General features: G+C 71.6%; 17 protein-coding genes and 1 pseudogene. 13 read left to right on the top strand and 5 right to left on the bottom strand.

Annotated elements, in window-relative coordinates; all coding sequences use genetic code 11:
- The first annotated feature begins 218 nt into the window (after positions 1-218).
- The gene (locus ACIOHP_RS29920) at positions 219-1,220 is read left to right on the top strand and encodes an Acg family FMN-binding oxidoreductase (RefSeq protein ID WP_401892280.1); all 1,002 of its coding nucleotides are present in this window, start codon (positions 219-221) and stop codon (positions 1,218-1,220) included.
- On the opposite strand, the gene ACIOHP_RS29915 is transcribed toward ACIOHP_RS29920, so the two are convergent.
- Complete coding sequence (locus tag ACIOHP_RS29915) at positions 1,145-1,630, bottom strand: STAS domain-containing protein (RefSeq protein WP_401892279.1); 486 nt, start codon at positions 1,628-1,630, stop codon at positions 1,145-1,147. The genes ACIOHP_RS29920 and ACIOHP_RS29915 overlap by 76 nt on opposite strands.
- Before the next feature lie 261 nt (positions 1,631-1,891).
- On the opposite strand from ACIOHP_RS29915, the gene ACIOHP_RS29910 reads away from it, so the two are divergent.
- From ACIOHP_RS29910 to gap, 8 genes are all read left to right on the top strand, one after another.
- A complete protein-coding gene (locus ACIOHP_RS29910; RefSeq protein WP_401892278.1) occupies positions 1,892-2,962 on the top strand; it encodes a zinc-dependent alcohol dehydrogenase family protein in 1,071 nt (356 codons plus the stop codon).
- A 20-nt stretch (positions 2,963-2,982) separates the two neighbouring features.
- On the top strand, positions 2,983-3,144 hold the full coding sequence (locus ACIOHP_RS29905) for a hypothetical protein (protein ID WP_401892276.1): 162 nt from the start codon (positions 2,983-2,985) through the stop codon (positions 3,142-3,144).
- A gap of 56 nt (positions 3,145-3,200) precedes the next feature.
- Positions 3,201-3,446 (top strand): hypothetical protein, encoded by a 246-nt coding sequence (locus tag ACIOHP_RS29900; protein ID WP_401892275.1) that lies wholly within the window; start codon positions 3,201-3,203, stop codon positions 3,444-3,446.
- Between the two features lie 162 nt (positions 3,447-3,608).
- The gene (locus ACIOHP_RS29895; protein ID WP_401892273.1) at positions 3,609-4,046 is read left to right on the top strand and encodes a pyridoxamine 5'-phosphate oxidase family protein; all 438 of its coding nucleotides are present in this window, start codon (positions 3,609-3,611) and stop codon (positions 4,044-4,046) included.
- A 37-nt stretch (positions 4,047-4,083) separates the two neighbouring features.
- A complete protein-coding gene (locus ACIOHP_RS29890; RefSeq protein ID WP_401892272.1) occupies positions 4,084-4,908 on the top strand; it encodes a universal stress protein in 825 nt (274 codons plus the stop codon).
- A gap of 128 nt (positions 4,909-5,036) precedes the next feature.
- Positions 5,037-7,424: a phosphoketolase gene (locus tag ACIOHP_RS29885; RefSeq protein ID WP_401892271.1), complete on the top strand. Its 2,388-nt coding sequence runs from the start codon at positions 5,037-5,039 to the stop codon at positions 7,422-7,424.
- Positions 7,425-7,564: 140 nt separating this feature from the next.
- On the top strand, positions 7,565-8,188 hold the full coding sequence (locus tag ACIOHP_RS29880; RefSeq protein ID WP_401892270.1) for a hypothetical protein: 624 nt from the start codon (positions 7,565-7,567) through the stop codon (positions 8,186-8,188).
- Between the two features lie 253 nt (positions 8,189-8,441).
- On the top strand, positions 8,442-9,470 hold the full coding sequence (gene gap / locus ACIOHP_RS29875) for a type I glyceraldehyde-3-phosphate dehydrogenase (RefSeq protein WP_401892268.1): 1,029 nt from the start codon (positions 8,442-8,444) through the stop codon (positions 9,468-9,470).
- Between the two features lie 202 nt (positions 9,471-9,672).
- On the opposite strand, the gene ACIOHP_RS29870 is transcribed toward gap, so the two are convergent.
- The 3 genes and pseudogenes from ACIOHP_RS29870 to ACIOHP_RS29860 all read right to left on the bottom strand — a co-directional run.
- Entirely contained in the window at positions 9,673-9,975 is a 303-nt protein-coding gene (locus tag ACIOHP_RS29870; RefSeq protein WP_401892266.1) for a 2-oxoacid:acceptor oxidoreductase family protein, read from the bottom strand.
- A gap of 64 nt (positions 9,976-10,039) precedes the next feature.
- On the bottom strand, positions 10,040-10,933 hold the full coding sequence (locus ACIOHP_RS29865) for a universal stress protein (RefSeq protein WP_401892265.1): 894 nt from the start codon (positions 10,931-10,933) through the stop codon (positions 10,040-10,042).
- A gap of 142 nt (positions 10,934-11,075) precedes the next feature.
- Positions 11,076-11,205: pseudogene (locus ACIOHP_RS29860) on the bottom strand (SpoIIE family protein phosphatase); the annotation flags it as partial.
- A 166-nt stretch (positions 11,206-11,371) separates the two neighbouring features.
- On the opposite strand from ACIOHP_RS29860, the gene ACIOHP_RS29855 reads away from it, so the two are divergent.
- The 3 genes from ACIOHP_RS29855 to ACIOHP_RS29845 all read left to right on the top strand — a co-directional run bounded on the left by ACIOHP_RS29855 (position 11,372) and on the right by ACIOHP_RS29845 (position 14,030).
- A complete protein-coding gene (locus ACIOHP_RS29855; protein WP_401892263.1) occupies positions 11,372-12,148 on the top strand; it encodes a CBS domain-containing protein in 777 nt (258 codons plus the stop codon).
- Positions 12,149-12,289: 141 nt separating this feature from the next.
- Entirely contained in the window at positions 12,290-13,711 is a 1,422-nt protein-coding gene (locus ACIOHP_RS29850; protein ID WP_401892261.1) for an MBL fold metallo-hydrolase RNA specificity domain-containing protein, read from the top strand.
- Between the two features lie 121 nt (positions 13,712-13,832).
- Positions 13,833-14,030, top strand: coding sequence for a hypothetical protein (locus ACIOHP_RS29845; protein WP_401892260.1), 198 nt, complete (start codon positions 13,833-13,835; stop codon positions 14,028-14,030).
- A gap of 526 nt (positions 14,031-14,556) precedes the next feature.
- Here ACIOHP_RS29845 and ACIOHP_RS29840 read toward each other — a convergent pair.
- The gene (locus ACIOHP_RS29840; RefSeq protein WP_401892258.1) at positions 14,557-14,670 is read right to left on the bottom strand and encodes a hypothetical protein; all 114 of its coding nucleotides are present in this window, start codon (positions 14,668-14,670) and stop codon (positions 14,557-14,559) included.
- A 324-nt stretch (positions 14,671-14,994) separates the two neighbouring features.
- Between ACIOHP_RS29840 and ACIOHP_RS29835 the strand changes: the two genes are divergently transcribed.
- A complete protein-coding gene (locus tag ACIOHP_RS29835; protein WP_401892257.1) occupies positions 14,995-15,795 on the top strand; it encodes a universal stress protein in 801 nt (266 codons plus the stop codon).

Genomic DNA, 15,795 nt, shown 5'->3' with positions numbered 1-15,795 from the left:
GGAGGGGCCGTTCAGCCCTCATGGATCCGGCGGCGTACGAGCATGACGACGCGCAAGTCGACGCAGCGCAACCGCTCCGCACAGCACCGTCGCGGTGGCCGACCGTGGCCTGTCCGGCCACCCACACAGGACCATCGGCCCCTGACTTGGCCCGCCCCCCGCTCCCACCCTTGAAGGACATCGGCACTTGCCCGAAGTCCGTACGGGAGGAGGGCACCATGCGAACCGCGCCCCTCGACGCCGCGACCCTGGAAGCCTGCATTTCGGCAGCCGTGGCCGCGCCCTCGTTCTTCAACACCCAGCCGTGGCGCTACCGGCTGGACCCGGAGGCCGTCGCCTTCGAGGTGCGCGCCGCTCCGGAGCGGAGCCTGCGCCACGCGGATCCGTTCGCCCGCGCGCTGCACCTGTCGGTGGGCGCGTCCGTCTTCAATCTCCGTGTCGCGGTGTCCCACTTCGGCTGGTCACCGGTCGTGCGACTGCTGGCGCGCCCCGAGGACACGAACCTGCTGGCCATCGTCCGGCTCACGGGATCCCGCAGCTCACATCCACCGGGGCACCGTGGGGACCTCTATCCGATGATCTGGCGCAGGCACAGCAGCCGCTTCCCCTTCTCCGGACGGCCGCTGCCGCAGAACGCGTGCGTCGAACTCGCCGAGGCGGCCCACATGGAGGGAGCTTCACTCACCTTTCCGGCGGCGGAGGGGACAGCCCGCGCGCTCCGCGTGGCCGCGGATGCCGAGCAGCGCAACCGTCTCGACGCGGACCGCGGTGCGGAAAGCCGCCGCTGGGTGCACAAGGACCTGGACGATCCCGCTGACATCGGTCTCCCACAGGAAGTTCTCGGCCCGCAGGACGCGCGTGAACGGCTGCCCATGCGGGATTTCACCGCGCAACGGCATAGCGAGCGGTTGCCCGCCCAGGACTTCGAGACCAGCCCGGCCATCGGCCTGTTGACCACCGCGCACGACCGCCGTGCGGACTGGCTGCGCGCCGGTCAGGCGCTGGAACACGTCCTGCTGGTGGCCACGGCATACGGCCTGCGCACCTCTCTGGTGCACCAGCCGATGGAGTGGCCCGACCTGCGGCAGGCCCTGAGCCCCGACAGCGATGGCACCGGGCACGCACAGATGCTGATCCGTCTCGGCTACGGCCCGGAGGGCGCGGCCACGCCACGGCGCGCTCCGCGCGTGGTGCTCGACATGGAGGAGCCCGAGGAATGACCTGTTCCCTGGGGCGGTGACGGGACCGTGGTGGCGGTGGTGTTCTCGAGGGGGACGCCGACCAGGTCCGAGGGCAGGTCGGAGTGGATCTCGAAGAGGTTGGTCAGGAACGTGCTCCGGAGGATCCGCGCGAAGCGGGGGCTGTCGGAGACCAGCCGGAGACGGCCGTGCCGGGTCAGTACCCGGTTCCGTACCCGGCACAGCACACGCAGCCCGCTGCAGTCGATGAAGGACACCGGACGCAGGTCCAGCAGCAGATCGGGGCACGGGCCGGCGGTGAGGGTGTCGAGGCGGGCCGAGAGCGGCGGTGCCTCCAGGATGTCGATCTCGCCACGCAGTTCCACCACGGTCGTACCGCCGATGACGCGCTCCGTGGAACGGGGCGTGTGCCTGCTCTGGTTCTCGGCCATGAACACAGCGAAGCCGGACGTCGGGCCGCGCGGTAGGGCCGGTCGGCCCGTCAATACGGGGTCGACGGGTGCCTTTGCGAGCTCCACCAGGGCCGAAGGGTCCCGTCCGGGCGGCAGATGGGGACGGATGGCCCAAGCGGGAGCCGGCCACGTGGGCCACGCTGGAGCTGAGGGGCAAGAGCGACACCGCACCCCCGCCGCGGCCGGGCCGTCCATACGGCGGCACGCCGCGCAACCGCCAGAGAACAGGGAGGAACGGCCATGAAGGGCTTCGTCTTCCACGGCCCGGGACAGTCCGCCTGGGAGGAGGTCCCCGACCCCGCAATCAAGGACCCCACGGACGCGATCGTGCGCGTCGACGCGGTCACCATCTGCGGTACGGACCTGCACATCCTCAAGGGCGATGTGCCCGAGGTGCGTCCCGGCACGGTGCTGGGGCACGAGGCGGTCGGTGAGATCGTCGAGACCGGCAGTGACGTGCGCACCGTGCGTCCGGGCGACCGGGTGCTGGTCTCCTGCATCACCGCCTGCGGCCGCTGCCGGTTCTGCCGGGAGGCCACCTACGGCCAGTGCCAGGGCGGCGGGGGCTGGATCCTCGGCCACCGCATCGACGGCACGCAGGCCGAGTACGTGCGGGTGCCGTACGCCGACCTCTCCGTGCACCCGCTGCCCGCCGCGGTCGGCAGCGAGGACGCCGTGCTGCTGGCGGACATCTTCCCGACCGCCTACGAGGTGGGCGTCCTCAACGGGTGCGTCCGGCCCGGCGACACGGTCGCCATTGTCGGGGCCGGTCCCGTCGGACTCGCCGCGATCGCCACGGCCCGGCTGTACTCACCCGAGCGCATCGTCGCGGTGGACCTGGCCGACTCCCGGCTCGACGCCGCCCGGCGCCTCGGCGCCGACGCCGTGGCCCGTGCCGGAGAAGCGCCCGAGCAGCTGATCGCCGATCTCACCGACGGGCTCGGCGCCGACGTGGTCATAGAGGCAGTCGGTGTGCCGGAGACCTTCGAGATGTGCACCCGCATGGTGCGCCCCGGCGGCCACGTCGCCAACGTCGGCGTCCACGGCAAACCGGCGACCCTGCACCTGGAAGACCTGTGGATCAAGAACGTGACGATCACCACCGGACTGGTCGACACCTCCTCCACACCGACCCTGCTGCGCATGGTGGCCGCCGGCAGGCTGCCCACCTCGTCGCTGGTCACCCATACGTTCCCGCTGGAACACATGGCGGAGGCCTACGACGTCTTCGCCGGCGCCGCGGACACCGGCGCCCTGAAGGTGGTGCTCGGCGGGCAGCGGCACGACGCCCTTGCCGTCCCGGCGGCCTGACAGCAAAGAGGCGAGGGACCGTGGACGAGAACGCATCGGTGCCCACGGCGTATCCGTCGACGGGACCCGCACGCAGTTACCTCGGGCGCCGCCCCGTACAGCGCCGTACGGAACTCGGCCTGACCCTGCGGGAGACGGCCGACCGGGCGGCCGCGGACAGGCTGCCGGCCATCCCGAGCTGACCGAGCTCGACACCGAGCAGTGCTGGAGTCGGCTGGGCACGCACGGTGTGGGCAGGGTGGCTTCGACCACCGCGGAGGGGCCGATGATCCTGCCCGTCGACTACACCGTCGTCGACGGAACGATCACGTTCCGGACCGCCGCCGAATCCGTACCCGCACACGTCGTGCACACGTCGTGGGCGAGCAGGTTGCCTTCGAGGCGCCTCGCGAACCAGGCGCACGGCAAGCCCTGGGCCGGTGGCCGGCGCGATGTGTGGGTGTGGGTCGACGTCGTCGGTATCTCGGGCCGCGCGATCACCTAGCACCGCGGACCGAGGGGCCGCATGGAGGCCCGGTCGGGCCACGGCGGTACGAGCTTCCGGGGCTGCTCTCCGGGAGGGCAGGGCCCGATGGCCCCTCTGCGGGGGCCATCGGGCCGTCGAGGATGGGACGCGTACCGGTACACCTGGTGAAAGGCGGTGGCCATGTACCCCAACGACGGGTTCCGCGAACTCGACCGGCAGGAGTGCCTGAGCCTGTTGGCGAGGCCGCAGATCGGCCGCATCGTGCACACCCGCAACGCGCTGCCCGCCGTCCTTCCGGTCAACTTCGGCCTCGACCACGGCGCCGTGGTGCTGCGGACGTCGGCGGCATCCGAGTTGGCCCGTGCGATCGACGGCGTGGTCGTGGCCTTCGAGGCGGACGAGGTCGACGCCGTCGCGCAGTCCGGCTGGAGCGTGGTCGTCACCGGCCGGGCCACCGTGGTGACCGATCCAGCGGAGCACGAACGGCTGCGCCGGGTGGGTCCGCGCTCCTGGGCGCCCTCGCCGAGGGAGGTGTTCGTACGCATCGAACCCGAACTGGTCACCGGACGCGAACTGGTCGGCGGACGCACGCTGTACGGCGCGGATCTCCCGGCCTGATCGCCGAGGACGGCATGACAATCAGGGGAGCAGCGACATGACTGCCCAGCACCTGGTCGTCGGAGTGGACGGCTCACTGATCGCGGTGGGCGTGCTGGACCGCGCCGCGGACGAGGCCTTGTCCCGAGGTGCCGCGTTGCGCATCGTGTTCGCCGTGCCCGACCGTGACGAGGTCGGACCGGTCTTGGCTTCGGCCGCCGCTCGGATCCGTGCCCGTCATCCGGGGCTGCCGGTCGTGACCACGGCGTCGGAGGCCGGCGCGGTGGAGGCGCTGGTGCGGGAGAGCGAGGGCGCGGCACTCACCGTGGTCGGCAACCGCGGGCTCGGCGGGTTCACCGGACTGCTCCTGGGCTCGGTGAGCCTGCACCTCGCGGCGCACATCCGCAGCCCGCTGCTGGTCGTCCGCGGCGATCATCCGTGTGACGGCGGCCGGGACGTGCTGCTGTGTCTGGCAGGCGACGCCGACGAGGTCGCCGCGGCCCACGCCTTCCAGGGAGCCGAGCGGCGCGGTGCCCGACCGCGCGTCCTGCACTCCTGGATCCACCGACACGTCGCACCCGAACCGCCCTCGCTGGTCCCCGCGACCAGCCCCGGCCAGCGCGAACTGACTCGGGTCGACGCCGCAGAGGGGGCCGTACCGCGCTTCAGCACGGCCCCGCTGCACGAGCGGTACCCGGAGGTCGAGGCCCGCACGGTCCGCGGGAGCCCGGCGCACGCGCTGCTGGAGGCCACCCGTGAGGCCGGCCTCGCCGTGATCGGTGTGCACCACCACGCCGGCCGGTCGCGCCCGAGCCTGGGTCCGGTCGCCCACACGTTGTTGCACCGCTCCCACTGCCCGGTGCTGCTGGTGCCGAACGGCTGACCGTCCGACCGGGCCCCAGGGGATGGCCCGGTCGGCCCTGTCGGGTACCCGGCGGGCGGGCGCAGGGTGGAGAGACGCATCCCGGCATGCGCCCTCGACACCGAATCCCGCCCCGGAAGGGACCCGACATGTCTGTCGACACACCGCAGGCGTCCACCGCCGAGCTCACGGACGAGGAACTCAAGGCCCTGGACGCCCACTGGCGTGCCGCGAACTATCTGGCGGTCGGCCAGATCTACTTGATGGCGAATCCGCTGCTGACCGAGCCGCTGCGCCCGGAGCACATCAAGCCGCGGCTACTGGGCCACTGGGGCACCTCACCCGGTCTGAATCTCGTGCACACCCACCTCAACCGGGTCGTCAAGGCCCGCGGCCAGGACGCCCTGTGCATCTGGGGCCCGGGCCACGGCGGTCCGGCCGTACTCGCCAACTCCTGGCTGGAGGGCTCGTACAGCGAGACCTACCCGGACGTATCACGGGACGCGCAGGGCATGGCCCGTCTGTTCAAGCAGTTCTCCTTCCCCGGTGGTGTGCCGAGTCATGTCGCCCCGGAGACGCCGGGCTCGATCCACGAGGGCGGTGAGCTCGGCTACTCGCTGTCCCACGCCTACGGCGCCGCGCTCGACAACCCGGACCTGCTCGTCGCCTGTGTGATCGGCGACGGGGAGGCGGAGACCGGGCCGCTGGCCGCGTCCTGGCACTCGAACAAGTTCCTCGATCCGGTGCACGATGGCGCCGTCCTGCCGATCCTCCACCTGAACGGATACAAGATCGCCAATCCGACGGTGCTGGCCCGGCTCCCCGAGTCCGAACTCGACGCGCTGCTGCGGGGATACGGTCATTCCCCGATCCACGTCACCGGCGACGACCCGATGACCGTGCACCGGGCGATGGCCGCCGCGATGGACGATGCCCTGGAACGGATCGCGGCCATCCAGAGCTCCGCCCGTGAGGGCGGCGTCAGCGAACGCCCCCACTGGCCGGTGATCGTGCTGCGCACGCCGAAGGGCTGGACCGGCCCGGCCGAGGTCGACGGCCTGCCCGTGGAGGGCACCTGGCGCTCCCACCAGGTCCCGCTGTCCGCGGTCCGCGACAACCCGGAGCACCTGCGCCAGCTGGAGCAGTGGCTGCACTCGTACAAGCCGGAGGAACTCTTCGACGAGCACGGCCGCCCCCGCGAGCAGGTGCTGGCCTGCATCCCCGAAGGAGCCCGACGCCTGGGCGCCACCCCGCACGCCAACGGCGGGCTGCTGCTGCGTGAGCTGCCGCTGCCGCCGCTGGAGCGGTTCGCCGTCCCTGTCGACAAGCCCGGCGCGACCCTGCATGAACCGACCCGCGTCCTCGGCGATCTGCTGGAACATGTCATGCGCCACACCAGCCACCGCCGAGACTTCCGGATCGTCGGCCCCGACGAGACCGCCTCCAACCGCCTCCAGGCCGTCTTCGAGGCCAGCGGCAAGGCCTGGCAGGCCCAACTGCTCCCGGTCGACGAGCACCTGGAACGCCACGGCCGGGTGATGGAGATCCTCTCCGAACACACCTGCCAGGGCTGGCTGGAGGGCTACCTCCTCACCGGCCGGCACGGACTGTTCTCCTGCTACGAGGCGTTCGTCCACATCGTCGACTCGATGGTCAACCAGCACATCAAGTGGCTGCGCGTGACACGCAAGCTGCCCTGGCGCGCCCCTATCGCCTCCCTCAACTACCTGCTCACCTCCCATGTCTGGCGCCAGGACCACAACGGCTTCTCCCATCAGGACCCCGGCTTCGTCGACCACATCCTCAACAAGAGCCCCGAGGCGGTACGGGTCTACTTCCCGCCGGACGCCAACACCCTGCTGTCGGTGGCGGACCACGCGCTGCGCAGCCGCGACTACGTCAACGTGATCGTCGCCGGTAAACAGCCCAGCTACGACTGGCTGTCGATGGAACAGGCCAAGGTCCACTGTGCCCGCGGCGCCGGAATCTGGGACTGGGCCGGCACCGAGGACAGCACCCGGGATCCGGATGTCGTACTGGCCTGTGCGGGTGACGTTCCGACCCAGGAGGTACTGGCGGCCGCCCAGTTGCTCCGCCGCCACCTGCCGCAGCTCGCGGTACGCGTCGTCAACGTGGTCGACATCGCCCGGCTGCTGCCGAGCGAGGAACATCCGCACGGGATGAGCGACTTCGAGTACAACGGCCTGTTCACGCCCGACAAGCCGGTGATCTTCGCCTACCACGGCTACCCGTGGCTCATCCACCGCCTGGCCTATCGCCGCACCGGCCACCAGAACCTGCACGTACGCGGGTACAAGGAGATCGGCACCACGACCACGCCGTTCGACATGGTCGTCAGCAACGACCTCGACCGCTACCGCCTGGTCATGGACGTCATCGACCGCGTTCCCGGACTCGCCGTGCGCGCCGCTGCCGTACGCCAGTCGATGGAGGATGCCCGGCTGCGCCACCACGCCTGGATCCGCGAACACGGTACGGATCTGCCGGAGGTGGCGGACTGGACCTGGAACGGCTGAACGGGCCTTCAAGCAGGGCCGGTCGGCCCCACGGTCAGGGGCTCGCAGCCCCTCCGGTCCGGGGCGTGGAAGCGGGACATTGATGACGCGACGACAGACATCGAGAACCCGCGCGTGATCCTCTGGAGGGGATGAGCACCATGGCAGTTCAAGACCACTCGCACCGGCACCTGGGATTCCACCTCCCGTCCCGGCACAGGGCCGGGACCGCTGCGGCGACGGCCGACACCACGACCGCCGCGACGACCGCCACCCGTGCGTACGTCTTCGCCGGGCTGCGGCTGCTGACCGGGTTCGTCTTCCTGTGGGCGTTCCTGGACAAGACCTTCGGGTTCGGTTACGCGACCGGTTCCGGCAAGGGCTGGATCGACGGCGGATCGCCGACCAAGGGCTTCCTCAGCGGGGTCGCGGCCGGTCCGATGGAGTCCACGTTCCATGACTGGGCCGGGGCCGCCTGGGCCAACTGGCTGTTCATGCTCGGCCTCCTCGGTGTCGGTGTGGCGCTGATGCTGGGCATCGGCCTGCGGCTGGCCGCCGTGGCGGGCACGCTCATGATGGCGCTGATGTGGATCGCCGAGTGGCCGCCGGCCAAGCACCTGTCCGACGGGTCGCTGAGCATGTCGACCAACCCGTTCGCCGACTACCACCTCGTGTACGCCGTCGTCCTGATCGCCCTCGCGGCCGCAGGCGCCGGTGCCACCTGGGGCCTGGGCAAGGCCTGGGCGCGGCTGCCGTTCGTCAGCCGAAACCGCTGGCTGATCTGACCGGCACGCCCTCCGGGAGCGGGGCACCACCGCGGTGACGCGGTGGTGCCCCGCTTTCAACTCGATCCGGGGCTCCCTGCTGGAGGACCACGAGGTGGTACGCCGCGGTCTTGCGTCCCCAGGTCGCCGTCCTGGCTCGCCGGGTGGGCCGAACGTCCCTGAACCGGCCCCCGTGCGGCCCAAGCCGCATCCCGTGCCGGGCCAGCAGGCTGGGAGCGTAACCGGACACGGATCGATCGGGAGGGTGACGGACATGAGTGTGCGCGTGGGGATCAACGGTTTCGGTCGCATCGGACGCAACTACCTGCGGCTCGTGTTGGAGCGGGCGGAGGCCTCCGCCGGGACACCGGTGGAGGTCGTGGCGGTCAACGACCTCACCTCGCCGGCGGCGCTGGCGCATCTGCTGACGTACGACTCGACGTACGGCCGCATCGGCCGCACCGTCGAGCACGACGAGACCTCCCTCACGGTGGACGGTCACCGCATCGCCGTGACCGCCGAACGCGACCCGGCCACGCTGGCCTGGGGCGAGTTCGGTGTGGACGTCGTCATCGAGTCCACCGGCCGGTTCCGGACCCGGGAGCAGGCAGGGGCGCACCTGAAGGCGGGAGCGCGCAAGGTGCTGCTGTCCGTGCCGGGCAAGGACGTCGATGCCACGGTCGTGATGGGTGTCAACGAGAGCACGTACGACCCGGACAGCGACCACGTGGTCTCGAACGCCTCGTGCACCACCAATTGTGTGGCGCCGATGGTGAAGGTTCTCGACGAGGCCTTCGGTATCGACAAGGGCCTGATGACCACCATCCACGGCTATACCAACGACCAGGTCGTCCTGGACGGTCCGCACAAGGACCCGCGCCGCGGCCGTACCGCTGCCGTCAACATCATCCCGACCAGTACCGGAGCGGCTCGTGCCGTCGGTCTGGTCCTGCCGGAGCTGGCCGGCACGCTCGACGGCATCGCGGTCCGCGTGCCCGTCGAGGACGGCTCGCTGACCGACCTCACCCTGGTACTGAATCGGGCCGTGACCGCGGACGAGGTCAACTCCGCGTTCCGGGAGGCCGCCGACGGGCCGCTGAAGGGCATCCTGCGGGTCTCCGACGCCCCGATCGTCTCCCGCGACATTGTCGGTGACCCCGCCTCCTGCGTCCTGGACGCCCCGCTGACCCAGGCACACGGCAACCTGGCCAAGGTCTTCGGCTGGTACGACAACGAGTGGGGCTACACCAACCGGCTGCTCGACCTCACCGAGTACGTCGCCGCCCGGCTGTCGCAGCCCTGAACGGGCGACGGCGATCCTCGACTGCGGCAGCCGCGCAAGGCCCATGGCGTAGCGGTCCGAACCGCTCCGCGGAGCAATGTAGTTGAGCAGCCCGGCCCCACCACGGTGCGTACTCCACCAACGTGTGCCCTGCCACCGCCAAGCCGATCTGGGAGGTTCCGAAGTCGGGGCCGCAAGACATCGAACTCGCCCTGGACGCCGCTCATTCGGCGAAGAGGCCGCCGAGCAGGACGGCGCTGGGCACCGGCCGGCCTACGTGGCGCAGGGCGAGTGCGGTGGTGGGGACCGTGAGAACCGGCCCGGTGAGCGTCTGCAGCCCCAGGTCGTCGGCACCGCAGGGGGAGTCGATCCTGCAGAACGCCATGACCGGAGCCCCGGATCGCTCCGAGCCGAAGCTCGGAAACGCTTGCGCGTGGCGGCCTCCCAGAAAGGCTGCCACCGACAACAATTCGGCGGCCGTGACGGCGCCTTGGCCGCCGCGGCCGTGGATGCGTACCTGGAACACGGCACCCTCCTCCCGAACGGCACCCTCCTCCCGAACGGGACCTTGTCCCGTCGTACCGCGTGGCTCACTCGTGCGGGACGATGGCGACCGGGCAGCGGACGTGGTGCATCACCGCGTGGGCGACCGGTCCGGTGTGCATGCCGATCCTCGCCGGGCGGACCTTGCGGCCGACGACCAGCAGCCCGGCGTCCTGGGCGGCTTCCAGTAGCTGCTGTGCCGGACGCCCCTCCTCGACCAGTTCTCGGACCTCCACCGTGGGGTACTTCTCCCGCCACGGCCCGAGCACCGCGCCGAGCGTGTGCTCGGCGGCCCGGCGTACGTCCCTGCGCGCCTTGGCCTCCAGCGCCTTGGGTACGTAGGGCAGGCGCCAGGCGTACACCACCGTCAGCGGGGCCGAGCGCAGGCTCGCGCTCTCGAAGGCGAAGGCCAGCAACTCCTCGCACGGAGACGCCGGGTCCACCCCGATCACGACTCCGCGGTACGGCGTACGCGCAGAGGCGTGGCCCTCGGCGTCGGGCACGTGCTCGTCCTCGAGCGTCTGGTCCGCCCGTACGAGCACGACGGGACGGGCCGCATGGGCCACCGTCGACAGGGCGACCGAGCCGGCCATGAACCCGCCGAATCCGCTGAACGCACGGCTGCCCAGGACCAGCAGTTCGGACTCGTCCCCCGCCGCGACCAAGGCGTCGGCCGCGGGCCGGGAAATCTGGTCCGCGCTCAGATAGACCTGCGGATAGCTTTCGTTGAGCCGGTCCATGGCGCCGCGCAGGATCCGCCGCGCCCAGTAGCGAGGCGCCTCCAGCTCGGGCAGCTCCGACTCGTCGGGCGACGTACCGCCCACCCACGCGTGCACCAGACGCAGCGGCAGGCCGCGCCTCAACGCTTCTCGCGCCGCCCAGTCTGCGGCCGCGAGACTCTCACGCGAACCGTCCAACCCTACGACAACGGGACGCTGCACGGCCGTCACCTCCCCGGATCGGTGCCCGCACACTTCTGTACGGGTCCCTTCGGTACCAGAATCCCCCCTGGGTACCGTCACCGGCAGAGGCCGAAGCGGCCTCGGGCCTGGGGCCGAACGGCCCTCTTCTTCTGGTGAGTGGGGCCTGCATCAGCCGACGGGGCTGTCATACCTGTCTTGGCCGGCGCGTGCGCGGCCGAGCACAACCGGCCCATGACGGCGGCGGCTTCCGGATCCGGGCTCATCACGTCGCCGATCAGCACCCCGACCCGTTCTGGCGTACTCGTGCTTCACACCCGCACGGCCCCGGACCGACCGTCGGCACGGCAGCGGAAGCGGACCGATCGGAACCCCGGTCAGGGCCACTCGGCCCATGTCCCGGGCCCGTCCGTGTCCGACGCTGAAGGGGTCGCGGGATCCGAGCCCCGGGAGGACGCCATGCACGACACCGCGCATCTCGTGAGCGATGTGATGACCCGCACCGTCGTCGCCCTCGGCCGGGGAGCGACCTTCAAGGACATCGTCAGGACCATGCACCAGTGGAAGGTCAGTGCCCTTCCCGTGCTGGAGAGCGGCAACCGCGTCGTCGGAGTCGTCTCCGAGGCCGACCTGCTGGCCAAGGAGGAGTTCCGGGGCGACGTCCCGGACCTGTACACCCGGCTGTGGCGCCTGGCCGAACTGGCCAAGGCCGGCGCGGTGACCGCCGAGGAGCTGATGACCTGCCCGGCGATCACCGTCGCGCCGGACACGTCTCTCGCGCGGGCCGCGCGGATCATGGCGCGGACCAAGGTGAGGCGCCTGCCCGTGGTGGACGAGGACGGAGTGCTGAAGGGCATCGTCAGCAGGTCCGACCTGCTCAAGATCTTCCTGCGGAACGACGAGGACATCGCCGAGGAAGTCCGGCGCGAGGTCGTCGGCCTGCTGTTCCCCGCGCCCCTCGAACCGGTCCGGGTGGAGGTGCACGACGGCGTGGTGAAGCTGACCGGACGGATCAAGGACACCGCGCTCGTGCCCGTAGCCGCCCGGCTGGCGCAGGCAGTCGAGGGCGTAGTGGACGTGGACTGCGCGCTGAGCGGCCGGCCCCGCCATCCTGACCTCGACCCGGACCTGCCGGACGAGGAGACCGCCGTGAGGCCTTCCGGGGCCGATGACAGTGACGGAGGAGCCCGGGCAGCAGAGGCGGGAAGGGCCCTACCCGCTTCTCGCGGATCCTGATTGCGCGGTGCACGGCCGCCGGCCGCTTCTCCGCGTCGTTCCGGGTCCCTTCCCGACACCTCCAGCACAACACACCGGCGGCGAGCCCGCCAGGGCCGAACGGCCCCGGAAACCTGCTGCGGCGGGCGAGGAGGAGACATCATGACCGTCAACCAACCGAACCTCGCGCCGCTACGGCCCGCGCTGCTCACCTTCCTGGGCGGGGCGGGCACCGTCACCGGGAGCAAGTTCCTCGTCGAGACCGACCACGCCCGCGTCCTCGTCGACTGCGGGCTCTTCCAGGGCCTGGCCGACCTGCGCAGACGCAACTGGCGGAAGCTGCCCTGCGACGGTGATGACATCGAGACGGTCGTCGTCACCCACGCCCACCTGGACCACTGCGGCTACCTGCCCCGACTGGTGCGGCACGGCTTCCGGGGGCGCATCGTGACCACCGAGTTCAGCGCCCGGCTCATGGAGATCGTGCTCAGGGACAGCGCCAAGCTCCAGATGGAGGCCGCCCACCACGCCAACGAGCACGGCTGGTCCAAACACCGCCCCGCCCAGCCCCTCTACGACGACTCGGACGTGGACCGCACCCTGAAACTCCTCGACCCCGTACCGACCGGTGCGACCGTCGACATCGCCACCGGCACCACGGTCACGCTGCACCCGGCCGGACACATCCTCGGATCGGCCTGGGCCCGGCTCACCCTGGAGGACGGCCGTACCCTCGCCGTCAGCGGCGACCTCGGGCGCCCCGGCCATCCGCTGCTGCGCCCGCCGGAGCCGTTCTCCGGGGCGGACGTGCTGCTCATGGAGTCGACCTACGGCAACCGGCACCACGAGGAGGACGCGGCACGCGCCCACTTCGCGAGCGTGCTGACCCGCACCCTGGCCCGCGGCGGCACCGTCGTCATCCCGGCGTTCGCCCTCGACCGTACCGAGGTCGTCCTGCACGAACTCGCCGAGCTGCGCCGCAGGGGCGGCCTGTCGGCCGGCGTACCGGTGTACGTCGACAGTCCCATGGCGCTGGCCGCTCTCGACGTCTACCGCGACGCCGTCCTTTCCCAAGCCCCCGAATTGCGACCCGAGGTCACCGCCGCCGGCGTGGCCGCGCTGAGCCCCGAGCCGTTCCTGGCGGCCCGCTCCATCCAGGAGTCCGTCGACATCAGCCGGGCCGGCGGACCGGCCGTCATCGTGTCGGCGTCCGGCATGGCCACCGGTGGCCGTGTCCTGCACCATCTGCGGCGACTGCTGCCCGACCCGCGCAACGCCGTGGTCGTGGTGGGCTTCGCGGCACAGGGCACCAGGGCCCGCGACCTCGTCGACGGTGCCAAGGCGCTCAAGATGTTCGGCGAGTACGTCCCGGTGCGCGCCCAGGTGGCCGACGTACCGCACTTCTCGGCCCATGCCGACGCCGGCCAGATCATCGACTGGCTGCGGGGCGCCCCGGCACCCCGCACCACCTACCTCGTGCACGGCGAGCCCGATGCGGCCGCCGCGCTGCGCGACCGCATTGACCACACGCTGGGCTGGAGCGCCGTCGTCCCACGTTCCGGCGAACACGTTCTCGTGCGGTGACCCGGTTCCGCGCAAGGGCCGTATGCGGCCCGTGTTCGGGCCGGTCGGCTCAAGCGCCCCTCCTCGTAACGGAGTTGGCTGGTGGTGAGGGGAAGGACCCCGACCCGAGGGGGCGAGGACGGTGGGCACGAGCCTGACACCGGAGTTCTGGGAGCAATTCACGATTCTTCTCGTCGCGGCCATGGGCGTGACCATCGTCCTCACCGCGGCGCTCGACGCGCTCGCCGTGCGGTTGCTGCGCCGGCGCGCAGGCCGGACACCGCCGCCGAGGCGGCCTCGTCCGACGACCACGCACCACCGCACGATGGTCCACGGCTGAGGGCCGTACGTCCCGGACAAGGGCCGAACCGCCCCTGCACGAGTGCCGCATGGGCGTGCCACGGTGAGGGTGACCCCTCCCCGCTGCGCGATGCGCAGCAACCCGACGAAAGGCGGTGGGACCACGAGGGCCGACCGGGGGTGTCCGGGAGTCCAAGAGGCCCTGGCTTCAGACCGCCGGTGTGGCGTCGTGGAGCGGGGCGTTCGGGGGGAGCCGGGACGGCGTCCCGAGGCTGCGGTGCCGCCGCGTTCTCCTGGGGGAGCCGGCCGGCCGTACGGGGCACGTCCGTGGGGTCGGACAGGCGCAGCCCCGTCGCCGCGGAGAAACAGTGCACCGCGTCCGCGCGCAGTTCGGCGCCCCTTGCTGTGCGCGGGCCGGCCCGGAAGCCGGACCAGCCGCGTCGAGGTCGAGCAGCGCCTGGGCGGCGGGTGCCGAGACCAGTTCCGTGTTCACGGTCAGATCGCCGTGGCGATGACGCAACTCGGCCTCGGCCCTGTGCAGCACACGCCCCCGTACTGCTGCTTGCTCAACTCCTTCTGGGGGCGGTCACGTCGAGCGGCCGGGACGTCCAGGAGTGGAGCAGCAAGACGGGCAGGTGCCGCCGTGCCGCCTCGTGGGCCGCCCACCACGCGGCCGTCATGCTCGCCGGTGAGCCGTCGATTCCGACGACGACAGGTCCGGTCCTGGCGCACCTCCGGTTCCGGCACGGGGCCGATCCCCGTGTCGCGCGCATCGATCCCCACTTTCGGAGTGAGCGCGACACGGACCGCGGGAGGGGGCCGGACGGTGCGCCCTTGGGGACCGTACGGCCCAGTGCGGACGACGGCGCGCAGGCCGGAGGGTGGGGACGTGGACGCGAGGTGGGGCCGGCCGGCCGATGAGGCCGGGCCCGGCCCTGCCGCGCGGTGCCGTCATCGGCCCCGTCCCCCTGCGGACGGGGCCGCACGGAGAGGGGAGGACCACCATGACCGGTCCGGTCGTCGTGGGAGTGGACGGATCGGCATCGAGTCTGGCCGCCGTGGAGATCGCGGCCCGCGAGGCGGACCGGCGTGGTGTGGCCCTGCGGTTGGCTCACGCCTTGGGCCCTGAGCCCGGAGAGGTGGCGCCGGGTGTGCCGCCCTGGGACCCCGGTGGTGTCGAGCAGTGCGACCGGGTGAACGGGGCGCTCGGCGACGCGGAGTGGCGTGCTCGCCGGGTCGCCCCGCGGGTGACGATCACCCGTGGCGTCCTGGTCGGCGCGCCCGAGACGGTACTGGGACTCGAAGTGCGCTCCGCGTCCCTCGCCGTGCTGGGCAGACCTCACCGCGGCGGGCTGAACGGTCTGCTGCACGGCTCGGTCGCCGCGCGGCTCGGCGCCGACGGCGGCTGTCCGGTGCTCGTGGTGTGCGGCAGGCCGTCCCGGACCGGTTCGGTCGTGCTGGCCGGCGACGCCTCCCGGGTGTTCCGGAAGGCGGCCGAGTTCGCCTTCGCCGCAGCCGCCGAGCGCGGCACGGACCTGGTGGTCCTGAGCCGGCGCGGCACTCGGGCCGTGCGGGCATTGTCCGACCTGCGCGAGAAGTACCCCGACGTCGTCGTACGCGCCTACCGGGTGCGGGGACGGACCGGCCGCCGCCTCGCCGAGGTGAGCGTCGGCGCGCAGCTGATCGTGGTCGGAGTCCGGCGGCGCGGACACGGCGCGGTCCGCGTACCGCACCGTTCCGCTGGCCGGAAGGTTCTGCGGTACGCGCACTGTCCCGTTGTCGTGGTGCCCGGAGAGAAGGCGTGA

This window comes from Streptomyces sp. NPDC087859, assembly GCF_044742595.1.
Taxonomy (GTDB): domain Bacteria; phylum Actinomycetota; class Actinomycetes; order Streptomycetales; family Streptomycetaceae; genus Streptomyces; species Streptomyces canus_F.
The sequence above is the reverse complement of the archived record's forward strand: the minus strand, read 5'-3'. Positions and strand labels throughout refer to the sequence as shown.

What these genes read in the sequence shown, in the direction of transcription:
- ACIOHP_RS29895 (WP_401892273.1), top strand. Translation starts at nt 3,609, where the DNA reads ATGTACCCCAACGACGGGTTCCGCGAACTCGACCGGCAGGAGTGCCTG.
- ACIOHP_RS29880 (WP_401892270.1), top strand. Translation starts at nt 7,565, where the DNA reads ATGGCAGTTCAAGACCACTCGCACCGGCACCTGGGATTCCACCTCCCG.
- ACIOHP_RS29840 (WP_401892258.1), bottom strand. Translation starts at nt 14,670, where the DNA reads ATGACGGCCGCGTGGTGGGCGGCCCACGAGGCGGCACGGCGGCACCTG.
- ACIOHP_RS29885 (WP_401892271.1), top strand. Translation starts at nt 5,037, where the DNA reads ATGTCTGTCGACACACCGCAGGCGTCCACCGCCGAGCTCACGGACGAG.
- ACIOHP_RS29915 (WP_401892279.1), bottom strand. Translation starts at nt 1,630, where the DNA reads ATGGCCGAGAACCAGAGCAGGCACACGCCCCGTTCCACGGAGCGCGTC.
- ACIOHP_RS29920 (WP_401892280.1), top strand. Translation starts at nt 219, where the DNA reads ATGCGAACCGCGCCCCTCGACGCCGCGACCCTGGAAGCCTGCATTTCG.
- ACIOHP_RS29910 (WP_401892278.1), top strand. Translation starts at nt 1,892, where the DNA reads ATGAAGGGCTTCGTCTTCCACGGCCCGGGACAGTCCGCCTGGGAGGAG.
- ACIOHP_RS29890 (WP_401892272.1), top strand. Translation starts at nt 4,084, where the DNA reads ATGACTGCCCAGCACCTGGTCGTCGGAGTGGACGGCTCACTGATCGCG.
- ACIOHP_RS29855 (WP_401892263.1), top strand. Translation starts at nt 11,372, where the DNA reads ATGCACGACACCGCGCATCTCGTGAGCGATGTGATGACCCGCACCGTC.
- gap (WP_401892268.1), top strand. Translation starts at nt 8,442, where the DNA reads ATGAGTGTGCGCGTGGGGATCAACGGTTTCGGTCGCATCGGACGCAAC.
- ACIOHP_RS29850 (WP_401892261.1), top strand. Translation starts at nt 12,290, where the DNA reads ATGACCGTCAACCAACCGAACCTCGCGCCGCTACGGCCCGCGCTGCTC.
- ACIOHP_RS29835 (WP_401892257.1), top strand. Translation starts at nt 14,995, where the DNA reads ATGACCGGTCCGGTCGTCGTGGGAGTGGACGGATCGGCATCGAGTCTG.